This window comes from Leptonema illini DSM 21528 (genome assembly GCF_000243335.1).
Taxonomy (GTDB): Bacteria; Spirochaetota; Leptospiria; order Leptospirales; family Leptonemataceae; genus Leptonema; species Leptonema illini.
The window spans coordinates 1,757,402-1,777,269 of sequence record NZ_JH597773.1 but is presented as its reverse complement, the minus strand read 5'-3'; the positions used below and the strand labels follow the sequence as shown (position 1 = coordinate 1,777,269).

At 52.1% G+C, this 19,868-nt stretch carries 21 protein-coding genes; 8 read left to right on the top strand and 13 right to left on the bottom strand.

The window, feature by feature from the left end:
- Positions 1 to 4: 4 nt before the first annotated feature.
- From LEPIL_RS08110 to LEPIL_RS08095, 4 genes are read left to right on the top strand one after another with little or no spacing between them, the layout of a single operon-like run.
- Positions 5 to 670: a hypothetical protein gene (locus tag LEPIL_RS08110; protein ID WP_002771696.1), complete on the top strand. Its 666-nt coding sequence runs from the start codon at positions 5 to 7 to the stop codon at positions 668 to 670.
- Entirely contained in the window at positions 667 to 1,308 is a 642-nt protein-coding gene (locus tag LEPIL_RS08105) for a hypothetical protein (protein ID WP_002771695.1), read from the top strand. Before LEPIL_RS08110 ends, LEPIL_RS08105 begins: the two co-directional genes overlap by 4 nt.
- On the top strand, positions 1,305 to 1,685 hold the full coding sequence (locus LEPIL_RS08100; RefSeq protein ID WP_143464855.1) for a DMT family transporter: 381 nt from the start codon (positions 1,305 to 1,307) through the stop codon (positions 1,683 to 1,685). Before LEPIL_RS08105 ends, LEPIL_RS08100 begins: the two co-directional genes overlap by 4 nt.
- An 18-nt stretch (positions 1,686 to 1,703) precedes the next feature.
- Positions 1,704 to 2,003, top strand: a complete 300-nt coding sequence (locus tag LEPIL_RS08095) for a 4a-hydroxytetrahydrobiopterin dehydratase (RefSeq protein WP_002771693.1) — start codon at positions 1,704 to 1,706, stop codon at positions 2,001 to 2,003.
- A gap of 33 nt (positions 2,004 to 2,036) precedes the next feature.
- Here LEPIL_RS08095 and LEPIL_RS08090 read toward each other — a convergent pair whose 3' ends face one another.
- From LEPIL_RS08090 to LEPIL_RS08075, 4 genes are all read right to left on the bottom strand, one after another.
- Positions 2,037 to 3,857, bottom strand: coding sequence for a glycerol-3-phosphate dehydrogenase/oxidase (locus LEPIL_RS08090; RefSeq protein ID WP_002771692.1), 1,821 nt, complete (start codon positions 3,855 to 3,857; stop codon positions 2,037 to 2,039).
- A gap of 135 nt (positions 3,858 to 3,992) precedes the next feature.
- Complete coding sequence (locus LEPIL_RS08085) at positions 3,993 to 5,168, bottom strand: MaoC family dehydratase (RefSeq protein WP_002771691.1); 1,176 nt, start codon at positions 5,166 to 5,168, stop codon at positions 3,993 to 3,995.
- A gap of 61 nt (positions 5,169 to 5,229) precedes the next feature.
- Positions 5,230 to 6,537 (bottom strand): type II toxin-antitoxin system HipA family toxin, encoded by a 1,308-nt coding sequence (locus LEPIL_RS08080; RefSeq protein ID WP_002771689.1) that lies wholly within the window; start codon positions 6,535 to 6,537, stop codon positions 5,230 to 5,232.
- Positions 6,527 to 6,865, bottom strand: a complete 339-nt coding sequence (locus LEPIL_RS08075) for a helix-turn-helix domain-containing protein (RefSeq protein WP_002771687.1) — start codon at positions 6,863 to 6,865, stop codon at positions 6,527 to 6,529. The genes LEPIL_RS08080 and LEPIL_RS08075 overlap by 11 nt, the downstream gene beginning before the upstream one ends.
- A 361-nt stretch (positions 6,866 to 7,226) precedes the next feature.
- On the opposite strand from LEPIL_RS08075, the gene LEPIL_RS08065 reads away from it, so the two are divergent.
- Positions 7,227 to 8,537 carry an acetyl-CoA acetyltransferase gene (locus tag LEPIL_RS08065; protein ID WP_425435271.1) on the top strand — a complete coding sequence of 437 codons (1,311 nt, stop codon included), beginning with the start codon at positions 7,227 to 7,229 and terminating at the stop codon, positions 8,535 to 8,537.
- A gap of 120 nt (positions 8,538 to 8,657) precedes the next feature.
- Positions 8,658 to 9,140 carry a DUF1564 family protein gene (locus LEPIL_RS08060; RefSeq protein ID WP_002771683.1) on the top strand — a complete coding sequence of 161 codons (483 nt, stop codon included), beginning with the start codon at positions 8,658 to 8,660 and terminating at the stop codon, positions 9,138 to 9,140.
- Between the two features lie 91 nt (positions 9,141 to 9,231).
- Here the strand turns inward: LEPIL_RS08060 and LEPIL_RS08055 are convergent, their stop codons facing one another.
- A complete protein-coding gene (locus LEPIL_RS08055; RefSeq protein ID WP_002771681.1) occupies positions 9,232 to 10,086 on the bottom strand; it encodes a DUF2062 domain-containing protein in 855 nt (284 codons plus the stop codon).
- Positions 10,087 to 10,228: 142 nt separating this feature from the next.
- Between LEPIL_RS08055 and LEPIL_RS08050 the strand changes: the two genes are divergently transcribed.
- Complete coding sequence (locus LEPIL_RS08050; RefSeq protein ID WP_002771679.1) at positions 10,229 to 10,783, top strand: SixA phosphatase family protein; 555 nt, start codon at positions 10,229 to 10,231, stop codon at positions 10,781 to 10,783.
- A gap of 7 nt (positions 10,784 to 10,790) precedes the next feature.
- On the opposite strand, the gene LEPIL_RS08045 is transcribed toward LEPIL_RS08050, so the two are convergent.
- Positions 10,791 to 11,441, bottom strand: a complete 651-nt coding sequence (locus LEPIL_RS08045) for a hypothetical protein (RefSeq protein WP_002771677.1) — start codon at positions 11,439 to 11,441, stop codon at positions 10,791 to 10,793.
- Between the two features lie 260 nt (positions 11,442 to 11,701).
- On the opposite strand from LEPIL_RS08045, the gene LEPIL_RS08040 reads away from it, so the two are divergent.
- A complete protein-coding gene (locus LEPIL_RS08040) occupies positions 11,702 to 13,120 on the top strand; it encodes an SDR family oxidoreductase (RefSeq protein ID WP_002771675.1) in 1,419 nt (472 codons plus the stop codon).
- Positions 13,121 to 13,685: 565 nt separating this feature from the next.
- Here the strand turns inward: LEPIL_RS08040 and LEPIL_RS08030 are convergent.
- The 7 genes from LEPIL_RS08030 to LEPIL_RS07995 form a co-directional block, all read right to left on the bottom strand.
- A complete protein-coding gene (locus LEPIL_RS08030; RefSeq protein WP_040918469.1) occupies positions 13,686 to 14,018 on the bottom strand; it encodes a hypothetical protein in 333 nt (110 codons plus the stop codon).
- A gap of 104 nt (positions 14,019 to 14,122) precedes the next feature.
- Positions 14,123 to 14,800 carry a DUF695 domain-containing protein gene (locus LEPIL_RS22910; RefSeq protein ID WP_078123568.1) on the bottom strand — a complete coding sequence of 226 codons (678 nt, stop codon included), beginning with the start codon at positions 14,798 to 14,800 and terminating at the stop codon, positions 14,123 to 14,125.
- A 758-nt stretch (positions 14,801 to 15,558) separates the two neighbouring features.
- Entirely contained in the window at positions 15,559 to 15,864 is a 306-nt protein-coding gene (locus LEPIL_RS08015) for a hypothetical protein (protein WP_002771671.1), read from the bottom strand.
- A gap of 25 nt (positions 15,865 to 15,889) precedes the next feature.
- Positions 15,890 to 16,252, bottom strand: a complete 363-nt coding sequence (locus LEPIL_RS22905) for a DUF4160 domain-containing protein (protein ID WP_078123567.1) — start codon at positions 16,250 to 16,252, stop codon at positions 15,890 to 15,892.
- 191 nt (positions 16,253 to 16,443) lie between these two features.
- The gene (locus LEPIL_RS08005) at positions 16,444 to 17,373 is read right to left on the bottom strand and encodes an ATP-binding protein (protein WP_157135040.1); all 930 of its coding nucleotides are present in this window, start codon (positions 17,371 to 17,373) and stop codon (positions 16,444 to 16,446) included.
- Between the two features lie 71 nt (positions 17,374 to 17,444).
- A complete protein-coding gene (locus LEPIL_RS08000; protein WP_002771667.1) occupies positions 17,445 to 18,680 on the bottom strand; it encodes an IS256-like element ISLil1 family transposase in 1,236 nt (411 codons plus the stop codon).
- A gap of 71 nt (positions 18,681 to 18,751) precedes the next feature.
- Positions 18,752 to 19,783: a hypothetical protein gene (locus LEPIL_RS07995; RefSeq protein ID WP_052608240.1), complete on the bottom strand. Its 1,032-nt coding sequence runs from the start codon at positions 19,781 to 19,783 to the stop codon at positions 18,752 to 18,754.
- Positions 19,784 to 19,868 lie beyond the last annotated feature (85 nt).

Sequence of the window (19,868 nt, the reverse complement as noted above, 5' to 3'; positions counted from 1 at the left end):
GAGAATGATCTATGAGCACAGCGACCTGACCGTAGGCCCTTACCGGTTTATGGCCTATGTTTTTGCTCCGGCTGAATCCGAAAAAAAAGGTTCGATAAGCGCAGGGGTTTTTGGCGTTCGATTCAAAGCGGGAAACGGCTACAGGGCGCTCTTGATGCAGAGCAATGAAGGCCGATCTGTGCAGCTTGTTGCCTGCTCCGTAGAGGATGTGAAAGATCGCCTTTCGGCAGTGGAGGATTTCTTTCGCTCGGCTAACGATAGGTCTGAAATCAACGGCGATTCGTTGCGTACCGAGCTTGATCGATTCGCGAAAGAGAATGGTCTGCTTGTCGCGGCGGCGACGCTTTCCATTTCTGATGCTACGCAGGAAGACGCCTCTTTTGCCATGGTCAGGGTGTTTATGGCGGGTATGCCGCCTCTTGTGATGATCGAAAACGGGCACTATCATTTTCCGGTCAGATCGGGCATTCCGCTTGGTATCAACGATTTGCATATTCCGATGCAGCCGCTTGAGTTACCCGTGCATGCAAGTCTGTATATCCACACGCCGCTCGACGGACGTAAAGAAGAGCTGAAAGAGATGCATTCCATGCTCTCGCATTTTAAAAGCGAGATGCTTCCCGAGGGCGTACTGCTTTTTGGTCTGCATCTGAAGAAGGCCGAATCTTGAATCAGCCAGAGCTTTCTCAGAGTTCGGTCGGACTAACCTTCCTGCATACAGGGAGGTCCGTTCTCTTCCCTCTGATGGCGGCCATATTGATCGCTCTGGCCGCATGCAGTGAAACGAATTTTAAACCTCCTGTCGTGCCGCCTTCCGCTCGTGATACGACACGCATGCGACCGATCCGAGTCGTTTATGAAGGAGAACAGATCCACGATAAAGAATGGCTTCGCACCTTTGCCGTTAGCCGCCTCTTCTCGCATCGGGCGACGAATCGCAGCGGTTCGTTTGTCGATATCGTAGGGCCGTCTGTTGCATCGGCATTGCAAGGGAGCGATTACATCGTAGACGAGAAGGCCGACGACGTCTTGAAAATCGTTCTCTTAGAGCGAGAACTTCAGTGGTATCCTCCGCAGGAGTTTATACAGACCGTCAGGCCGCATCGACGGGGTCGTTATCTCGTTCATCTGAAAATTCAGGTCACATACGCAAACGGTCAGCAGTGGGACTTTTCCCGACAGGTGGAGGGCGAGGCCTTTCCGGGCGAGGAGCTGCCGCGTATCGAATCGGTCGTCGAGGGATTGCTGGGCGAGTTCCTGTGGGGAATGCTCGACCACCTGCCGCCGGCTCGCAGAACGGTTCCGTGAAACCGGGAACAATGTGGACATTTCTTGCCCTGGCCATCCTGCTCGGGGCGCTGGGTCAGATTCTCATGAAAATCGGAATGAAGCAGGCCGGGCCCGTTCCTCTGCATGATGGAACGGCGGCGCTTGTCGTTTATTTCTTCAAAGCGCTCACTTCGCCGCCTCTACTTGGCGTCGTCGTCTGCTACGGACTTTCGATTCTGCTCTGGCTGGCCGTGCTTTCCGTGCAGGATCTGAGTCTTGTGCGTCCGCTGATGTCGGTCGGCTACCTGCTGACGTTGATTTACGGGATTTACAGCGGCGAAACGGTCACGTGGGAGCGAATCGGCGGCACACTTTTGATTACAGGCGGCGTTTTTCTGCTCGTCCGAAGCGCCTGAACCTGTTACGTTCGGTGTATGAAAGCACTGACCGATTCAGAAATCCGTGCCGCTCTTACAGATCTGCACGGCTGGCGTTATGAAGGAGGCCGACTTCGTGCCGAATTCCGCTTTTCGGATTTTGCGCAGGCCTTCGGCTTCATGGCTCATTGTGCGATTCATGCCGAACACCTGGACCACCACCCGGATTGGAGGAACGTTTACAACAGGGTGGAGGTGGAGCTTTATACCCATGATGCAGATTCCGTTACAAGCCGTGATCTGCACCTGGCCCGTCTGATGAGTGAAGCGGCTGCTCTATCGCTGGTTCATACGTAAAAAAAACCGGGCAATGCCCGGTCCTTTTTCTGATCAGCGTCGTGCCGCCTTCTTCGAGGTCTTCTTGCCGGTCTTTCTGGCTGCCTTCTTAGCAGTCTTTTTCACGGACTTCTTGACCGCCTTTTTCGCCGCTGTGCGGGCAGACTTCTTCGCAGTCGTCCGGGAGCCGGCCGGTCCTTGCGCCTTCCCGCCCATCAGTTCTGTCGGATATTCGGCCAGGGCCTCTTTTACCTGCCGGCGGACTTCCGTCTGATTCCACTTGAGTAAAGGCGCTGCAAGCTGTGCAACGGCAAGCAGCTCTTTCTCGGTTGGCAGGCCGTAGGTACCGAGCGCAATGCGTCGCCGGATGATGTCAGATACGGTGCGCGCACCTTCATGCTCGACGGAAAAAAGCACCTGAGCCATGATATCTTTCGTCGGGAAGCGATCCGAAACGGGCTTCGCAAGCGCTTTCTTCTTGTGAACGTATTCGAGGATGCGCGTATGTTCGGTACCATACATCGAGATAAGGTGCCGGTGCACCTCGGGTGAGATGCCCTCGGTTGAGAAGTTCTTCAGGCTGAAGTCGATATAGATGTCGTCGGGATTGCCGAAGCCAGGAGATCCGAAAAGCGGTAGCTCGCCGGTGTTGACGTTCATCACGTTGCCCGGATCGGGCAGCTTCGATAACGCAAGCGTCATCACATCTTCGCCAAGCTGGCGCGACGTCGTCCATTTGCCGCCGGCGACCGAGATGAGGCCATGCAGGCCCTTCGATTCGTGATCGAGGATCTCATAGCGTCGCGAAGCCTTGTAGGTGCTCTTGCCCGAAAAGATCAGCGGTCTGATGCCGATGGGAATATCGACGATCATATCGCGCGTGAGCGGAGCACCGGGTAACGTATCGTTGATGTCTTCGAAAAGCTGATCGAAGTCGTCCTGACCGGGGCGCAGCTCGTCGGGATGCTTTGTGTAAGGCCGATCGGTCGGACCGATGAGCGAGAAGCCCTCCCACGGAACGACGAAGAAGTGACGACCGCTGCGTGTGCGGAAGAGCACGGCGTTGTTATGCTTGAAAAGCGGCTTCGTAAGAAAGTGGATGCCGGTCGAGCGAGAGAGCTTTGTTTCGGATTTGCGATCGGCAAGGCCGAGCACGAGATCCATCCAGGGGCCCGAGGCGTTGATCGTTATACCTGCGCGGATCGTCGCCGTCTTTCCGGTGATCGTATCGCGCACTTCAGCGCCCTGCAGATTGCGTCGACCTCCGGCCTCTTCTACGATGAAGCCCGTAGCTTCGGTGTGGTTATAGAAGACGGCTCCTTTCTGTAAGGCGGATTTCAGGAAGGCCAGGGTAAGGCGCTCGGGATGAAGGCTCTGGTAGTCGTAGTAAAGCAGCGCCCCTTTCGCAATCGATGCAATCATCGGATCAACGGCCTGCACCTCACGCTCTGAGAGCGAAACGGAGCCTGGAATCTGATGCCCTTCGGGTACGTCGCGATTGCGGTCATACGAAAGGGCGTCATACATATACAGGCCCGTTCGAAGGATGAGCTTGCCGGGCTTGCTCCACGGCAGAACGGGAATCATAAAGGGCAGCGGCTTCACAAGATGAGAAGCGGCCAGACCGAGAATGCGCCGCTCGGCAAGAGACTCGCGCACAAGGCCGATTTCAAAGTTCTCCAGATAACGCAATCCGCCGTGGATCAGCTTTGACGTTGATGCCGAGGTCGCTCCGCCGAAATCGTTCTTTTCGACAAGGCATACGGAAAGGCCGCGCTCAGCGGCTTCGCGGGCGATGGCGATGCCCGTAATGCCGCCCCCGACGATCAGAACATCATAACGGCCGGAACTCAGTTCCTTTCCAATCTGCAACATACGGCGACTCCAGTTTTGTATAGAGGGCGTCCCGGGATCATTTTGAGACGCTATCTGAATTAAAGAATGATTTGCACGGATTTCTCATCCGTGCAAGCAGAAATGAACGCGGGCCCGCTTTTCAGGCCCGGCTTTTTACGGGCGCTTCTTGATCAGAAGCTTGCGCTCGATCTCGAAAATCTTCTCGGGGATCTTCTCTTTGCCGAGATCCTTCTTGTTGTTCTCTTTGATGAAGAGGTCTTCGCCGAACTTCTGAACGGCTTCCATGGTGAGCATGTTCTTCACGCCGATCAGCTGGATGTGAACGATGCCCGTTCCGGGAATCGGACCGTCTTCTGTCTTCAAAATGCGCGAGATCGAACCAACCGTATCGCCGGCAAAGGCAGGCTGCGTATGGTAGCCCTCGGTATAACCGAGATCCCAGAGCATGTTTTCTGCCGTATCACGGCTTGCAAGGCCGGCCAGCCAGCCGAAAACGAGGCCGCCGTAAACGATGGGCTCGCCGCTCATCGGTCCGGACTGTGCCTTTGAATAGAGACGATCATAATGCAGCGGATGTGTGTTACCGACGCGATAGGTCCACGGCATATGCTCGTCAGAGATCGTGCGCATGTTGCGGTGAACGTAGATCTGCCCGGCTGCAAAATCTTCGAAGTAGGTATTGCGGCCCGTATGCTCGATTACATCTCTGTTCAGCGTCGGCAGCTCGGGCAGCTCGATGACAGGCTTGCTCTGCTCGGGGAACGTCGCATCGGGCGTGGAGGCGATATTCGAGCTGGATGCGGGTCGATCGCCTCGCGGCGGAACCATAATCTTGCGCTCATACTGAAGAACGGGCTGGCCGTTCTGGTTGGTGCAGATGGTGCGCACGTGCACGATACCGGGCTTGTCCCCACCGCGGGCCTTCTTCGAGAGAACTTTTGTTCGCGAACGCAGCGTATCGCCCGGATACACGGGCTTCAGGAAGGTAACATCATAATAACCGAGATTGGCCATCGCCTTTTCGGAGTTGTTCTGCACTCCGAGAGACAGGGCGATGTTAAACACAAGCAGCGGCGAAACAAGCATGTCGTTAAACCCGTGCGCCTTCGCATAAGGAGCGCTCAGAAACAGCGGAGCGGCTTCGTGGAAGGTGGTCGCATACTCCTGAGCGAAGCTGTGCGAGATCGTAAAGGCGCGGGGATGCACGTAGAGGTCGCCGTCGACGAAATCCTCAAGGAACCGGCCGTACTCTTTTTGAATGATAGCATCTTTCTGGAAGGGAACGCTGCCAGCGATCTCCTCGATGCCTGGTGCCTGTATGTTTGCCATATAGGTCAGGCTCCGAAAGCGAAGCGTGAAAGCAAGCGCAAACCGGGGGCGGGCAGGTGCGTCAGAGGAATCTCTTCCAGTGCTCGGACAGTTTATCGCTAAAAGAGCCTTTTTTAGAGGCTTCTGCACTAACAGTAAAGGCAAAAGGATTCAGGAACTGACGCCTCCAGAGCAGACGTCGATCGACCTCTGAAAGCTCAGCCTCGTCACAGACTGCCTGCCAGTGTTCCTGAATTCCGGAAATCAACCTGTCGATGGTGGCTATTGCCTCTTCCCGTGACAACAGGAACTGTGCTGCTGCGCCGATGCAGACGTCAAGGCGACTGAATCGGTTCTCGCCTTGAATCAGCATAGCCTGTGTCGCTTCATTGCCTGCACGCGGTTGCGGACATAGATCGTAGGCGGGCGTTAGCTGAAGGGTCGTGCCGTTCCAGAAGGCCGCATGGTTGCGGGCGTGATCGTCTGTGTTCCCGCAGAGGATGTTAAAGATGAGACGTGCGAAGAGTTCTCGCAGTGTCGCTTCAGGAGACCCGAAACGATGGCGAATGATTTCGCACAATGTTTCGTAGCTTGCATAGCGTGCCATCATCTCATCAAGCTGTAGCAATGTGAGAGCGGAGAGCATCAATCGTCGCTGCCATCCCTTTGATGTATGCAGTCGATCGAAGCGCCGGATCAAAAGAACATCTCTGCCTGCTGCCTTCACAAGACGAACCTGCGCCACATCAAGGCCGAGTCGGTCGGCCATGCGCATGGCGACAAATTCAGCCTTAACGAAGTTCATGATATCCGTGCTGCTTGAGAACTTTGCAATGTACTTTTCGGAATTCGTTTCGATCAAGGCCTTGGGCCGGGCTCCTCCGATTGAGGTTCCGTGTTGTAAGGCCTGCACAAGATCGGGAGATAGAGGTTTGCCCTGTTCGATGCGATCGGCCGATTCAAGAAGATCTTCAAGCGTAGCCGGACCGGCAAGCCGGGGCACGTACTCCGTCGCAGACCTCTGAAAGTCAAGAGCTCCCACGCGATCAGAACCTGATTCCAGCATATAAGTGATTTCGTTGAGCTGCATCGTATCGTCCGATGCGCCGACGATGCGGTTCAGTATAACGCGTCTGCCCCATGCATCCGGAGAACCATCGCGAAGGCATCCGGGTATGGACAATCCGTTAAAAAGGGGCAAGAATCCCTTCTGTAGTGGCAGCTCGCGATCATCGAGTGGAATGGCATCGGGGCGATCAAGATAGCTGCGGCCATAGTGGAAAAGCAGCCGTCTGTCGGACTGTTCTTTCAGGCGACCGACGACGACGGGCTCCAGAGCGCCAGGCAGCCATGCCCATACAAAGGCCTCTGTCGGGGCGTTAGAAGTCATCGTCTACCTCTTGCAGTTTACCAGCTCGAGGCTGAGGCAGGAGCGCAATCATTTCGTCTGCAAGGCGGTTGCGGGACTGCAATTGCTCTTGATCGGCATGAAAGAGCGGCAGCTCAAGCAGGGCAGCCAGTTCAAAGGCAACACCGATCTCGCAGCGAGGATCGCCTTTTTCAATGCGTTGCAGCAACCCTCGAGAAATCCCGGCACGCCTGGCCAGCTCCTGGGCCGACATGCGTCTTCGCAGGCGAGAGATGCGAATCAAGCGACCGAAAAGCGTTAGAGCTTCGGTTGTATAGCGGGAGTAAACGCGTTCTGCCGGCCGGCTCATGATTCAAGGTAGAAGGAGGTCGAGAGCCCGGCAAGCAGATTTGATTCATGATTGGAGCATCATACTATTTTTTGGTTCATAATTGGAGCAATTTTGGCTTTGCTATGCACACCACTCAGACTTTTGCTCAGTCGGGTGTCATCAGAGACAACGATGGGCAAAAGAGTTCGATTTCTCAGGAGGCGGAAGCAGGTGAGTTTGTTGTAGGTTTGCATGTAGCTGCTACTCAAAGATTTGTTGCCACCAGGCCGACTTTTCAGGATGCTGTAATCAGAACGTCGTAGAGACGGTCCGGGCACTTCCTATCCGGAGTGCTGAGATCGTCTCTGCTGTCCGTGGCCCGAGGCCAAACCTGGAGGAAGTGATGAGTGCAACGTATATTCTGGGCGGAGCTCAGACTGACTTTTCGAGAAACTGGACGAAAGAAGGAAAAACCTTCATGTCCATGCTGCGAGAGGTTGTGGATGACGGACTGGCCGAGGTCGGTCTGGACTATGATGAAATCATCCGATTGAATAAAGAAAACCGAGTCGCCGTTTTCGTCGGCAACTTTGATGCAGAGCAGTACGCAAATCAGGGCCATCTGGGCGCCTTCCTGACCGAGGTTCATCCGGCCTTCTACGGTGTTCCGGGCGCCCGCTACGAAGCAGCCTGCGCATCGGGGTCCGTTGCCCTTGATTCTGCAAATGCAAAGATCCGCGCCGGAGATTACGACGTAGCGATCGTGGTCGGCGTCGAGGTCATGAAGTCTGTAAGCTCGATGGTCGGTGGCGACTTCCTCGGAACGGCCGCCTACTACGAGAAGGAAGCGAAGGGCGTTAGCCTGCCGTTCCCGAAGCTGTTCGGACAGCTTGCGGACCGCGTGATCGAGCGCTATGGCTCGAAAATCGGCGATAAGCGTATCCTTGACGGTCTCGGCGAGATCTCGCGCATCAACTATGGCAACGCGAAGAAAAATCCGAACGCGCAAACCCGCACATGGTTCATGAACAGAGAGCAGGCCACGACGCGTGGCGGCAAGTATAACGCCGAGGTCGGCGGACGGCTTGCAATCTCGGATTGTTCGCAGGTTACCGATGGAGCGGCTCTGCTGGTGCTCGCTTCTCCTTCGTATGCGTCGGAGTTCTCGAAGAAGACCGGGCGTACCATGAAAACCTTCGCACAACTGAAAGGCTGGGGACATCGTGTTGCCCCCGTTCTTTTCGAGAAGAAGATGGCCGAATCAAAGGATAACGAGTACATCCTTCCGTGGACACGTCAGGCTGTCGTCGACGCCTACAAGCGCGCCGGCCTTGATATCGATAAGATCGACGTTATTGAAACGCACGACTGCTTTACTTCGAGCGAGTACGCTTCGATCTCGGCGTATGGCATGACAAAGCCGGGCGAAGAGCATACGGTCATTGAAGACGGAACGATCTCGATGGACGGCATCACCGACGCCGACAGCGTGAAGCGCTTGAAGCGCAAGCCTGTAAATCCGTCGGGCGGTTTGATCGGAGCGGGTCACCCGGTTGGTGCATCGGGCGTGCGTATGGCGCTCGACCTGTACAAGCAGGTAACCGATCAGGCCGGCGGCTATCAGGTTCCCGGAGCTAAGAACGGACTGATGCTGAACATCGGTGGTTCGGCGACGACGAACTACACGTTCGTGATCGGCGCTGAGAATTGAGTCTGTTTCGATAACGAATCGGTTACGCTGACCGAAGAGGCGCCTCTCAGGGGGCGCCTTTTTTATGTCGGACACAGTTTTTTCTGCAGCAATTTGGCTCGCCCTTGACCTTCCGTTTGTATGAACGAACAGACGCGAGCCGATCGAGAGCCCTACTACCGGACCCGCTCCACCTTACTTATCCCGGATTGTTACTTTAAGCAATACTTCTGGCGGAGTCCTTACATTAAGATCGAGCATTGGGCGCTTTCCTCCTTTTTAAGCGGGCTTATGGATGATCCTTTGCTGGAATACAAACTGAGCTTTCTTGAGAGCAGCGGTAAATGGAAGAAGCAGTATCAGGAGGAAGGGCAGGAATTGCAGCGGGTGAATTTTTATCCCGATGACCGGGATTGGGGGCGGCTGTCGGCGATTTCTAATGCGACGGGGTATTCGAGGTGTTATATCTTTGTCTACCTGATGCTTGTAGCAATGGGGGTGATCATCCTTGAGACTGGTGGAACTGAACCATCTTACGTGGGGGGACATTGGAATGCGGAGGTGTTTTGCACCATTTGCGTCGATGCTGTCGCCAGAAAACTCACGAGAACGCTACAAACATAGCATCCGGCCCCCCGGCGCAGTCAAACCACCCGAACTGCTCGAGCTTTGATACTCCGACTCGGAGGAGTCGCGCCCTTCTGTTGCTCGGGCATCAGGCGGATTTCTTTTTGCGCGGGCCCGCTTTGTCGGAGGAGGACGCCTTTTTCTTCCCTGTCTTAGAGTTCGCATGCTTAGCGCTGGCTTGCTTTGCATTCGCACTCGACTTATTCCTCGTTTGCGACGTGGCCTTCTTTGCCGGTCTCGCGGCTGGTTTTGCGGGGCGACCTGTCGAAGGCGGCTGGAAGCCCGTGCGTGCAACGGCCTCAGCGGGTGCCTCGTGCTCTCCCACATACGGAGGAAGCTCTTCTTTGCCGTGACGGGCGAGATCGGCAAAGCGATGAATATGGCGTTTCTCCCATTCGGCTAACGTCAGGCCTTCTTTTTCAGCAAGGCGCGTGCGGTGGCGATTCATCATCCGAATCGTGAATGGATAGGCTACCACGGAGCTGATGCCTCCCCAGACGAAGCCGCCGATGAGCGACGGAATACCGAAATCGCGCAAGAACGTCTCAAACCAGTAGATGAGTCCGTCTATCAATGATTTCTGACCGGCGGCGTCGACAAGCACGGCGATGCGCTCCATGGTGATCGGATCGGAGTGCATGAGGTTCATGAATTGCAGGAAGAAACGCCCGGTTTCGTAAAATCCGTAATAGAAGAAGGCCATGGTGAGCGGATTGGTGATCCATACGAGTGCGATACCGATGGCGAGTGAGAATCGAATGCGCAGAAGTCGGGCGATCGTCCACGTCATAAAGACAAGATACATCTGAATCCCCACAAGCGGAGTCAGGGCCCAGATCAATCCGACGACGGTGCCTCGCGCCACCTCTTCTACCGGAGCATGAGATTCCCGGAAGGGCATGATCAGTCGTTCATCGATGATGGTCCAGAGGCGGCGCAGCATGGCGAATTCTGCCCTGGCGCATTTATCCGACAAACCAAAAATGTCTCTCGCTCGCTTGCTGAGCGGCTTTTCTTTTCACGCATCTGTCATCTTTGCGGCCGAAAAGGTATTGTCGTCGCACTCGATCAGGGCAAGGAAGCGTATGATTCTTTATTTGATCCGTCACGGGCTTGCCGCCGAAAGCGCGCTGCAACACAGTACCGAAGACGACCTGCGGCGGCCCCTGACCGACGACGGTCGCAAAAAGACGAAGCGGGCCGCTCGCGGAATGGCCGCCCTGTATCCTGCGCCAGATATCATCCTCACGTCATCGGCGCTTCGCTCGGTGCAGACGGCCGAGGTGCTGAGCGGGGTCTGGAAGTGTCGCGACATCCGATCCGTATCGGCGCTGAATCCTGGTGCTGAGATGAAGGACTACGTTTCGGCCCTGAACGATCTTGCCGCCGACGAAGGGTCGCTCGATGAGCTGCGTATCGCCGTCGTTACCCATCAGCCCGAACTGGGGGAGTTCCTCGGTCATATGATTGAGAACAACATCCGACGTGATGAAGATCGTCGCTTTGTCTACCAGCCGGCTGCCTGCGCCCGTTTTGAGCTCAAGAAGGCGTCGCTGGCCGTCGTCGAGCTCTCTGATGAAGGCGCCGCTCTTGAAGCCTTCTTCTCGCCTGGCACGCTGCGACGTATAGCGAAGATGTGATCCGACGTTAACCGGGTCGTGTCGGACGCCGCACCGTCTTCTTTGTCTCGACTCGCCGCTCCGCTCGTGAAGCGGAAAGGCGATCAAGACCGTTCAGAAGCGCCGCCCCTTCGTTCGCCGCCCATTGCGCCGAGGTCAGATCGATATCGTCGGCATGGATGGCGCGGTTGAGCAATCCGAGCAGGTCACGGATGACGGCGATCTGCTCTTCGGTGATCGAGCCTTTGCCCGAGAGGTCTCGAATGAGATGTCCAACGCCTTTATGATTCGTATTGATGCCGTAGGAATCGGCGATCTTGCGCAGGCGGGATTCGATCTCGATTCGCAATCCGGCGAGGGCGAGGCGGTGATCGGTGTCGAGCACCGTTTGAAAGCTATAGGATGCGCCGGTCTTCTGATTCTCTTTGACCAGGCCGCTTTTGATGGCCCGCTCCTGGATCTCGCGCAGCTCCTCTTCCACTCGAAACTCGACGGCCCAGCCCTGTGGCAGTTCAAGCCGTCGGATGATCGTCAGTATCCACGGAGCGACGGCAATGGCGATGGCAATGACGGCCGCATACGAGACGTCTTTCTGAAAGAAGTAATGCATGATGATGAGGAAGTAGCCATGCAGCGAAATAAAGAAAAGAATTCCGTATCGTTTGAGCCACTTCTTCATGAGATCTGCCTGCGTCTCATGAGATCAAGGACGCAAGAAGACGTCAAGGATTTATCGGGGCGGCTGAGCGTGGAGAATCAAGAGGATAACCACAGAGGGCGCAGCCGGCCCTACGACACATAATCTGCTCCTGTACTGTAAGCTGAGCATTTTCGGAGCACTTTCATGGAACGAAAAAATGTTGGAATTGCCGGCGGGATCCGTATCACAGTGAATCAGCGGTTCGCGAATACAGTCAGGGCATTCAGGGAGATCTATCGATGCATATACTTCTCACAGGCGCCACAGGCTACATTGGCCGCAGGCTCCTTCCCATACTGCTCGAGCAGGGGCATACTGTAACTGCAGTGGTTCGGGATAAGAATCGGTTTCGAGAGGTTCATCCTGCTCTTGAGGTGATCGAAGCCGATTTTCTCGCAGAAAGCCCGCCAGAGTCCATCCCTCAGAATATCGATGCGGCCTACTATTTGATGCACTCTATGAGCGACACTCGCGGCGACTTCTCTCTTCTCGAAGAGAGACAGGCCCGGAATTTTTTGGCAGCCATCAACAGAACCTCTGTCCGCCAGGTAATCTATCTTTCTGGAATCGTAAACGATACCTCGTTATCCAAACATCTCGCTTCTCGCAAGCGGACAGAAGAGATTCTCTCTACAGGGAAATATGCGCTGACCACTCTTCGCGCAGGGATCATCCTGGGATCGGGAAGTGCCTCCTTCGAAATCATGCGGGATCTTGTAGAAAAACTCCCCGTTATGGTGACTCCTCGCTGGCTCAATACAAAATCTCAGCCGATCGCGATTCGAAATGTGCTGCAGTTTCTTTCGGGTGTTCTGATGTTTGAACCTGCTTTCGGTAAGAGCTTTGACATCGCTGGAAAAGAGTCCATGACATATAAAGAGATGCTACTCTCTTTTGCGAAGATAAGAGGCCTGCGAAGGGTGATCATCACGATCCCCATTATGACGCCCAGACTCTCCTCTTACTGGCTTTATTTTGTAACGGCCACCTCTTACAGTCTTGCTGTTAACCTTGTAAACAGTATGAAGGTTGAAGTCATTGCTCGCCCCAACTCTCTGGCTGAAGATCTCGATATCGAGCTTCTCAGTTTTGATGAGGCCATTCGAATCGCCTTTCAGCGAATTGAACAGAACGATGTCGTATCGAGCTGGAAGGATTCCATGGTCACGGCGCCGGGAAGGGTTCCTCTTCGTATAATCGATCATGTACAGATTCCGACTCATGGCTGCTTTCAGGACAGACGAACCTTTCAAACTCAGAATAGAGAACGATCCCTTGAGAAAATCTGGTCGATCGGAGGAGAGAGAGGCTGGTATGCGGCCCCTCTGCTCTGGTCACTTCGCGGTTTGATCGACAAGGCATTCGGTGGTCCAGGTCTTCGTAGAGGAAGAACGCATCCGAACCGTCTGGAGCCGGGAGATGCTCTCGATTTCTGGAGAGTCCTTTATGCGGATCGAAACGAGGGGCGGCTCCTGCTGTATGCTGAAATGAAACTCCCGGGCGAGGCATGGATTGAGTTCCGGATAGATGCAGAAGGGGGTCTGCATCAAACGGCTACATTTCGCCCTCTCGGGCTTTCTGGAAGAGCGTACTGGTATGCCGTCCTCCCGTTTCATGGATACATCTTCAATAAGATGGGACGAGTGATTGCATCGTGATATGGGCTGTCGCTCTGTATGTGTGGTTTCTCCTGGAGGGGCGGACGAAATCAAGAGGATAACCACAGAGGGCACAGAGGGCACAGCGGGCGCGGAGGGGAGGAAGGAGGAGAAAAATTCTTAGTGCGAAAGGGGAGAGGAGAGTTATTTCGAGTGCCGGTTAACGGCCGTTGCTTCCGGGCGAATAGTCAAGAATCCCCCGCACGATTCTTCCCGATCACACTGCTCTGTCAATAAAAAATCTCGGCCCGTCTCCCGCCACCCCCTGACTCCCTGGCCGCGACAAGACTCCAGCCTCCCTCACTGCCACAAGTCTCCGGCCCAGCCCCAGCCGCCTCGATCCGCGCGCCGGCTTCCAATGCCGGCTCGCTATTTTTCATCTCACGGATGTGATCCTCGCATGGAAGAGCTGCTAACGTAGCAAATGAGTAGATCAAAAAGCCCGGCGGAAGATGTGTCATCATTTTTGCCGGGGTGGGTCGGTATCGGTGCCGGTTTACAGTTTATCGGGGCGAGCGAAAGCAAGAGGATAACCACAGAGGACACAGCGGACGCGGAGGGGAAATCAGGTCAACCATCTCGGGATTTTTACGTCTTCCGGTTCTGGTAATTCGACCACAAGCTCCGGATCATGTGAGAAAGTAATCCGGCCATTTCTTTCAATGCCCCAAATACGATTTGTAGATTGTGCCCAACCAAATACAAGATCGCTTTTATCGCCCAGGTGGTCCGGGATGTTCAGGCAACAGAAGTGAAGAGCGGGTTCGAGTGTCAAACTATCGCCCTCGCTCCACCCTATGCTGGTAGATGCGCCGTGCTCAGTGATCCAACGGGCAAGGGACTTGCTAACGCTTGCCCATGTCTCATCTGCGAATTGTTCAATGTAGTATGTTGCCATATCTTTTTGGGACCGGAGAGTATTCCGTTGTGACTGCCTGCATGGCCGGACAACTCTGGTTCGAGCGGAGGGGGCAATCGTTGAGTTAATCGCTTTAGCCACAGCTATCGCAGAAATTCAGAATAGCCTTCCCAATTGGGATCGGATTTTACATAATATTGAAATTGCCATTTTGGATATTTCCTCTTCATATTCTCAATGACCTTTATAGCATCTGAGGGATCGTTCAAATAGAGGACAAATTCTCGAAATTCTGGCGCCGTGATGATTACGGCAATGATAAATCTGTTGTTTGAGGCCTCCGATGAATCAAACAAGAAGTCTTCGATCGAATTCAGATCATCCATGCTGATTTCTGGAGGTAATGGCATCGCTATGCCGATACGATTCGAGAGTGATGGATGCCCCTTGATAGAGCTAAGGCCTTCGTTTATTCGCACTATTGCGTTTGTTGTACCAGTCTGAAGATTCAGAACCTTCCATGACTCAGTGATGTGTATCTGAGATAGATCATTGCCCATTTGCCTCTCTCCATCTTTTTCTTCCATGCATGCAGCAATCAGCCAGAGGCTTATTGATAGTGTTATAGTGATTCTATCGACTATCTGTGTTCTCATTCTGGCTAATTCATGTATAATCAAGAATCCCCCCCGCCCGATTCTTTCCGATCGGACCGCTCTGTCAATAAAGAATCTCGGGCCGACTCCCGTCACCCCCCTGACTCCCTGGCCGCGACAGGACTCCAGCCTCCCTGGCCGCGACAAGCCTCCCGCTTCATCCATCCCCAGCCGCCTCGATCCGCCCGCCGGCTTCCAATGCTGGCTCGCTAATCTCCGCCCCACCGATATGATCCTCGCATTGAAGGACTGCCAACGTAGCAAATGAGCGGATCACAAAACCTGCCGGAAGGTGGGGCATCATTTTTGCCGAGGTGGGTCACAAAATGTGCCGCCACCGGGTCACGATAATTGCCGGGGGAGGGTCAGTATCGGTGCCGGTTTACAGTTTATCGGGGCGGGCGAAAGCAAGAGGATAACCACAGAGGGCACAGCGGGCGCGGAGGGGAGTAAGGGGAACAAAAAATTCTTAGCGCGAAATGGGGAGAGGAGAGTTATTTCGAGTGCCGGTTAACGGCCGTCGCTTCCGAGCAAATGGCCATGATCCCCCCGCACGATTCTTCTCGGTCGCACCGCTCTGTCAATAAAAAATCTCGGCGCCGCCTCCCGTCACCCCCCTGACTCCCTGGCCGCGACAAGACTCCAGCCTCCCTGACCGCCACAAGTCTCCCGCTCCAGCCCCAGCTACCTCGATCCGCCCGCCGGCTTCCAATGCCGGTATGCTGATCTCCGCCCCGCCGATGTGATCCTCCCATTGCAAAGCTGCTAACGTAGCAAATGAGTGGAGCACAAGACTCGCCGGAAGGTGTGTCATCATTTTTGCCGGGGGGGGTCACAAAATGTGCCGCCCCCGGGTCACGATAATTGCCGGGGGTGGGTCACTATCGGTGCCGGTTTACAGTTAGACGCCGTGCCACGGTAGTTCAAAGGTTCACCGAGCGATTGTTGTCTATTGCAAGTTCAATCATTTCCCTAACCTTGTTCACTAAAACAGACAGCCAATGCTTTGGATCACGGCCGTCAAAAACCAACTCTTCTTGCATTATCCAATCGAGATAAGCGCAGACTTCCATGCTTTTTTCCTTTCCCGCTTCATCCACAAATCTGAATAGTGCAGGTCGCCCATCCATATTAGAAGCCTGGACGCGGAGGTTTGCGCCGGATGCAACTATAGCCAGTCGGAAAGCTTTTCCGCCGTGAGAATATTTCTGCTCCCATATCTGTTTCACATTTTTCTCCAGTGTGGAATTTCATTCAATCGTCTGTATACCTACCAACCGGGCAGTCGGCAGGTCGGTTTCGATTCCATGCTTCAATCAAGCCTGGTTTGTGTTCCGCATGCCACTCGCGGATGTTGCGAAAGAATCTCTTCAGTGCCTCACCATTCAATGGCTGGCAATCTTTAATAGTGAAATTGTTGCTTATCCCTTGGTGAATGACGCGAAAGTGTGGCGGTGGATGCTCTCTGGAAAATACTTGAACCCTCAGTCCGCCAATATTGCCCACTGTTTCCTCAGTAAGGAGACGGCGGCCATCAGCGCGAATTGCTCCCTGCCTGATAGATTCTTCTAATTTAGTCAGGGGAGGACCTTCGATTTCAATTGTCCATTCGTTCATAGTCGTTTACCCTTGGTTGCCCCCAGTGGCATGGCGTCTAACGAAAACGATTTATTGACGTTGGCCGTCAGGCCAATGTGTCTGAAGCCGGGCGACCGAATGGGAGCATACCCGGCGAAGACCAAGGACGACCGAACGGGAGGACGCAGCAATAAATCAGAAGTTATGCGTCGTTGCTCTTTGTTTGTTAGTTATTTGCTTAAATCTACAATCATTGGTAAACTCGATTTAAAGGCTTTTCCCGTAACGATTGCATGATATTGTTTTAAATTGGGAAGTGCTTGAACAAATTCTTTCCCAACATAATTTCCCAAAAAATTGAAACTGGTTTCATCAAATGCTTGAAAGCAAATAATCGAATTGCACTGGGTTAAAACAGTTTTTGATACATTGGCTGTCCTTTGAGCAATTACTATTAAACCGACACCATATTTTCTTCCTTGGAGGGCTACTTGACCCATTTTGTTAACTATGGCCTTGGCACTACCAAATTGACCAAGATCGCTTAGAAACGATGACTCAGGCGTTATTGTATGAGCTTCTTCCAATACGAGACAGATTTTAGTTGGATTTTCCTCATCGTATCGTGTTTTGGCGAAATTGAAAATTTTCTCAAGCACCTTCTCAGTAGATTCTAATACATCGACTGTATTACTCAGAGAAGGCAACTCTACGATACCAATTTGGTTATCGCTATTCAAAAATCGAGAAATTGTATTTTGGTCCAAATTTAAAGTTATATTGTCGGAAGCGGAAAATTTCTTTTTCCACTCGCTAGTAAAGTCCACAATAATGACTTTCGTTGTCGATTTTAAGCCTTGGATAATTTCTTTTGCTATAAAAGACTTTCCGGATCCTGTTATTCCAAGAATGGCTAAGTGATGGCTTATTGCTAAATTTAAATCCATTATCGATGGAAGTGTTGTATTCGGTATTTTTCCTAATTGTACTTTGGGATGTCTAAACCGAGGAATTTGAATATTAGTTGTATCAGCAAAAAAAATAGGTGTATTTACTGGAGGCACCCAACCGAATTTTTGAAAATGTAATTCGCTGTTAATCCATTCCCCCAATTGAATAGCTTCGCCCTCTATGAAACCAGATTCATTTCGCTCTTCCAATCTTTCGATTGTGGTAAAAGACTATGTCCCAGTGATAGTTAGACTTTGAGGCGGGACCCACTGAATGCATCCTATGCCGAGATCCGCTCGTCAATCTTTTTATCCAGGAAGGTGTTTAAGAACTCATGGATATGAGTGTAGGCCCGCACCTTACGGAATTGTTCCTCCTGTGATAGCAGGAGACTGCCGACCCATCGGAGCACCTGGTCTGTCTGAGGCCTTGATCGTTTAACCCGGTTGAGCTGAGACCTGGGATTCGAGAATGCCGAATCGATCAGATTGGTTGTGTAGAAGGATGTTCTCAACTTCGGCGGCATGTTGATGCGATGCAGCGTTAACAATGCTTCAAAGCCCTCCTGAAGGCTCTGAGAGGCGCTGTAGCTGATGGATTCGAGCCATGATAGCACGGACCGCATTTCGCTTGCGACATCTTCGTAACTGTTCGCACTGAATGCCTGCTTGTATCTCTTGCAGAATTCTGCATGATACTTCCGTGGGAGTTTTGCAAGGACATTCCTCTGTTTATGAAGGTAGCAGAGTTGAATTTCAGCTCTGCTACCGAAGAATTCTCTGGCCGCTTTTTCGAGAGCCTTTGATCCATCCATGACGACAAGCACACGATCTGTGAAGCGGATATCACGGCTCTCGATTGATTGAAGGACACTGAGTGCGCTATCAGCATTCTCTGTAGACCCCTCAGAAATGCCCAGAAAATGCTTGTTTCCGGCCGTATCGACCCCGAGAGCAACGATTACGACAGAGCCGCCGAATACGATGCCATCAAGAACAATACACCAGAATGTCTGATCAGGAAACCTGCGTGAATTCAAATGATTGAGCGACTCACGGCTGGACTTCACAAACTCCCGCGAAACCGCACTCCGCGAAAGGCCGAGAGAGGCTTCTGTCTTTCTCAGCGTCTTTTCATAGTTCCGGGTGCTGATGCCCGCCAGCATCAGGCGCTCAACATGCTCGCGAAGATCAGAGCGATCCTGAAGGATCTCATATCGCTCCAGCTTCACCTCCTTGCCGTTACGTCGAGCTCTGGGCCTCTGGATGGCCACCCTTTCTCCATCGAGCACAATGGAACCTCGCTGGCTGCCGCCTCGATGAGCAAATCCACGGCCTCTCTTATGCTCCCCTGTCTTGCCGCATAACGTTTCGATTTCTTCGAGAATCAAAGCTCCTACGTAACCGAGTGCAAATTCGCGCACTCGAGCATCGAGGCTGGTTCGAATATAATCCCGAAAACCTTCGGCCGTAAGGCTTTGTGTTTGACTGGTTTCTGCCCGTTCGTTCTTCTTCATATGGAACCCTCCGTAAGGGAATGTGGTGTTTGGCCCATTTTGGGCCAGGGTTCCGCCTTTTCAAACTCTAACTAAATTCGGGACATAATCGTGGTAAAACCGTTAATGACTTGGTAAAAGAGTCTGCGATTCGCAACAGTGAGTTCTATTAAATCGCCTTCTTGTAAATTGTCTTGCTTTTTGGAATACTCAAACTTTATTTTCCCTATTCCAGATCCTTCCGTGATAATTCCAATAAATCTATTAACTGAAAGCTCTTCAGCAATTCTTTCTTTCTCATCTGGGCTAACTAAATGAACAATATTTTTTGCCAGATTTTCGTTTGTATCCTTTACTATATCTAACTGCAGTATTTTTGCCCATTTTGCTTCATTCAGTAAATAAGTATCGAAAACAATCCCACGTACAAGAAGGTCGTTACTATCTTGCATTGAGTAACGAAAATGAACTATATCAAATTTTGAGATGCTTTTTCTTTGTTCGAAAAGCTTTGTTAGAAACATTTTTTTGGATTGAACTCCAAATATACTCCCTATGGAGGATTCATTGATCTGGACTATTTTATTATCAAAAAAAGATTCAATGATTTTTGCAATACTCGGTGCATTAAAGAGCATGAAAGCGAACCAATACCAAAAAAGAGCAATTGTTTCATTGCTATTGAGGCCGAATTGTTTTATTGCCCCCCAAAGGAAGAAAGCAGAAAAAATAGTAGAAGGCTTTCCAAGGTTTCTGTTTATTCTGGAAAATAGCTGGATGTATTTATTTTCTTCATTAAGAGGATTATTTCTCAACCATATTAAAAAATAACTTGATGCAAATAGATATAATATAAAGTAAACAAACGACCAAAAAATCCAATCTCGATCTGTTTTGTTTATTAATAACAATGAAACCGCTGCAGTTGCAGCATTAATGAAAATATTTGCATCCTTTGAAAAATGAGGCTGGTCTATAAGAGATAGCAATATTAATAGTAATATCCCTGATGAAAACCAGAAATCTTGAACCGGAGGGATTATGCTCCCTTTGACAGTAAAACTTATTATCAGAAGAAGGATGAGCGATATTATTAATAGAATAGCACGGTATTTTTTTGACATTTTTTCTCTCTAAGAATTATACTTTTTTGCAATGACGCATAACGAAAAAGATTTCACGACGTGCGACGACAGGAGCATGTGTCTG

Bases quoted from the DNA above. Each gene is read 5' to 3' on its own strand.
- LEPIL_RS08030 (WP_040918469.1), bottom strand. From the start codon at position 14,018: ATGGCAACATACTACATTGAACAATTCGCAGATGAGACATGGGCAAGC.
- LEPIL_RS07995 (WP_052608240.1), bottom strand. From the start codon at position 19,783: ATGTCAAAAAAATACCGTGCTATTCTATTAATAATATCGCTCATCCTT.
- LEPIL_RS08040 (WP_002771675.1), top strand. From the start codon at position 11,702: ATGCATATACTTCTCACAGGCGCCACAGGCTACATTGGCCGCAGGCTC.
- LEPIL_RS08110 (WP_002771696.1), top strand. From the start codon at position 5: ATGATCTATGAGCACAGCGACCTGACCGTAGGCCCTTACCGGTTTATG.
- LEPIL_RS08090 (WP_002771692.1), bottom strand. From the start codon at position 3,857: ATGTTGCAGATTGGAAAGGAACTGAGTTCCGGCCGTTATGATGTTCTG.
- LEPIL_RS22905 (WP_078123567.1), bottom strand. From the start codon at position 16,252: ATGAACGAATGGACAATTGAAATCGAAGGTCCTCCCCTGACTAAATTA.
- LEPIL_RS08095 (WP_002771693.1), top strand. From the start codon at position 1,704: ATGAAAGCACTGACCGATTCAGAAATCCGTGCCGCTCTTACAGATCTG.
- LEPIL_RS08080 (WP_002771689.1), bottom strand. From the start codon at position 6,537: ATGACTTCTAACGCCCCGACAGAGGCCTTTGTATGGGCATGGCTGCCT.
- LEPIL_RS08085 (WP_002771691.1), bottom strand. From the start codon at position 5,168: ATGGCAAACATACAGGCACCAGGCATCGAGGAGATCGCTGGCAGCGTT.
- LEPIL_RS22910 (WP_078123568.1), bottom strand. From the start codon at position 14,800: ATGGATGAAGCGGGAGGCTTGTCGCGGCCAGGGAGGCTGGAGTCCTGT.
- LEPIL_RS08050 (WP_002771679.1), top strand. From the start codon at position 10,229: ATGATTCTTTATTTGATCCGTCACGGGCTTGCCGCCGAAAGCGCGCTG.
- LEPIL_RS08060 (WP_002771683.1), top strand. From the start codon at position 8,658: ATGAACGAACAGACGCGAGCCGATCGAGAGCCCTACTACCGGACCCGC.
- LEPIL_RS08045 (WP_002771677.1), bottom strand. From the start codon at position 11,441: ATGAAGAAGTGGCTCAAACGATACGGAATTCTTTTCTTTATTTCGCTG.
- LEPIL_RS08000 (WP_002771667.1), bottom strand. From the start codon at position 18,680: ATGAAGAAGAACGAACGGGCAGAAACCAGTCAAACACAAAGCCTTACG.
- LEPIL_RS08075 (WP_002771687.1), bottom strand. From the start codon at position 6,865: ATGAGCCGGCCGGCAGAACGCGTTTACTCCCGCTATACAACCGAAGCT.
- LEPIL_RS08055 (WP_002771681.1), bottom strand. From the start codon at position 10,086: ATGCTGCGCCGCCTCTGGACCATCATCGATGAACGACTGATCATGCCC.